The following is a 2411-nucleotide window of genomic DNA, read 5'->3' on the forward strand; positions in this document are numbered from 1 at the left end:
AGGAAGGCGTGTTCGTCGGCGGCGAGTCCGTCGCGTCGGAGTTCGTTCCAGGAGGTGACGGACCAGACGGTCGCGGCGACGCCCCAGTCTTCGGCCAGGATGCGGGCGGCGTCGAGGGCCCAGGGGACGGAGACGCCGGAGGCGAGGATTTGGGCGGTGGGCCGGTTGTTTTCTCCTTCGGGGGCGTCTGCGAGTTTGTAGATGCCTTTGAGGAGGCCGGTGGTGTCGAGGTTTTCGGGTTCGGCGGGTTGGGTGATGGGTTCGTTGTAGACGGTGAGGTAGTACATCACGTTCTGGTCCGTGCTGTTTTCGCCGTACATTTGCTCGAGGCCGTGGCGGATGATGTGGCCGATTTCGTAGCCGTAGGCGGGGTCGTAGGTGCGCACGGCGGGGTTGGTGGCGGCGAGCAGGGGTGAGTGTCCGTCGGCGTGTTGGAGTCCTTCGCCGGTGAGGGTGGTTCGTCCTGCGGTGGCGCCGATGATGAAGCCGCGGGTCATTTGGTCCGCGGCGGCCCAGAAGGAGTCGCCGGTGCGTTGGAAGCCGAACATGGAGTAGAAGACGTAGATCGGGACCAGGGGTTCGCCGTGGGTGGCGTAGGAGGTTCCGGCGGCGGTGAACGCGGCGACGGCTCCGGCTTCGTTGATGCCGGGGTGGATGAGTTGGCCGGCGGGGGATTCTTTGTAGGCCAGGACGAGGTCGCGGTCTACGGAGAGGTAGTTCTGGCCTTTGGGGTTGTAGATTTTCGCGGTCGGGAAGAACGCGTCCATGCCGAAGGTGCGGGATTCGTCCGGGACGACCGGGACGAGGCGGTGGCCGAAGTTTTTGTCCCGCATCAGGTCCTTCAACAAGCGGACGAAGGCCATGGTGGTCGCGGCTTGTTGTTTGCCGGAGCCGCGTTTGGCGATGTCGTAGGACTTGGTCTCGGGCAGGGTCACGGGGGTGTGGGAGGGGCGGCGTTCGGGCAGGAACCCGCCGAGGGCTTTGCGGCGTTCCATGAGGTACTGGATTTCGGGGGCGTCCATGCCGGGGTGGTAGTACGGGGGCCGGTAGAGGTCCGCGTCGAGTTGTTCGTCGGTGATGGGGATGCGCAGGTGGTCGCGGAAGGCTTTGAGGTCTTCCATGGTCAGTTTCTTCATTTGGTGGGTCGCGTTGCGGCCCTCGAAGTGCGGTCCCAGGCCGTAGCCCTTGACGGTTTTGGCGAGGATGACGGTGGGTTTGCCCTTGAATTCGGTTGCTGCCTTGTACGCGGCGTAGACCTTGCGGTAGTCGTGGCCGCCGCGTTTGAGGTTCCAGATCTGCTCATCGCTCAGGTCCGCGACCATGTCTTTGGTTTGCGGGGTGCGGCCGAAGAAGTGTTCGCGGACGAACCCGCCGGATTCGGCTTTGTAGGTTTGGTAGTCACCATCGGCGGTTTCGTTCATGAGGTTCACGAGCGCACCGTCGGTGTCGTTTTCCAGGAGGGTGTCCCATTCCCGGCCCCAGACGACCTTGATCACGTTCCAGCCCGCGCCGCGGAAGAACGCCTCCAACTCCTGCATGATCTTGCCGTTGCCGCGCACGGGTCCGTCGAGGCGTTGGAGGTTGCAGTTGATGACGAAGTTCAGGTTGTCCAGGTTCTCGTTCGCGGCGAGCTGGAGCAGGCCACGGGATTCGGGTTCGTCCATTTCCCCGTCACCGAGGAACGCCCAGACCTGCTGGTCCGTGGTGTCCTTGATCCCGCGGTTGTGCAGGTACCGGTTGGACTGGGCCTGGTAGATCGCGTTCATCGGGCCGATGCCCATCGACACGGTCGGGAATTCCCAGAACCCGGGCATCAGGCGCGGGTGCGGGTAGGAGGACAGGGCATGGCCTTCCTTGGACTTCTCCTGCCGGAACCCGTCCAGGTCCTCTTCCGTGAGCCGGCCTTCCATGAACGCCCTGGCGTACATGCCCGGGGACGCGTGGCCCTGGAAGAACACCTGGTCACCGCCCGAGGGGTGGTCCTTGCCGCGGAAGAAGTGGTTGAACCCCACCTCATACAGGGTCGCGGCGCCGGCGTAGGTGGAGATATGCCCGCCCACACCAATATCGGCCCGCTGCGCCCGGTGCACCATCACGGCCGCGTTCCACCGCATGTACGCCCGGTACCGGCGCTCGAACTCCTCATTACCCGGGAACACCGCTTCCTGGTCCACCGGGATCGTGTTCACGTAATCAGTGGTCGTCACCATCGGAACACCCACGCTCCGGGCACCAGCACGCTGCAACAACGAACGCATAATGTACTGCGCCCGCTCCGTACCCTGCTCCGCGATCAACGCATCAAGGGACTCAATCCACTCCGCGGTCTCTTCCGGATCACGATCAGGCAACTGGGCAGTCAACCCACTAAGGATGTGTGAGGTCTCTTCTCCTGCAGCCACGTCCAACCT

General features: G+C 63.8%; 1 protein-coding gene. It reads right to left on the reverse strand.

From position 1 onward, the window contains the following. Nucleotides 1-2402 (reverse strand): pyruvate dehydrogenase (acetyl-transferring), homodimeric type (aceE, locus tag ACIQTZ_RS23975; RefSeq protein ID WP_402984832.1); only part of this gene is annotated, 2402 nt, incomplete at its 3' end. Nucleotides 2403-2411: the final 9 nt, after the last annotated feature.

It is taken from the genome of Paenarthrobacter sp. NPDC090520, from assembly GCF_044769205.1.
Classification (GTDB): domain Bacteria; phylum Actinomycetota; class Actinomycetes; order Actinomycetales; family Micrococcaceae; genus Arthrobacter.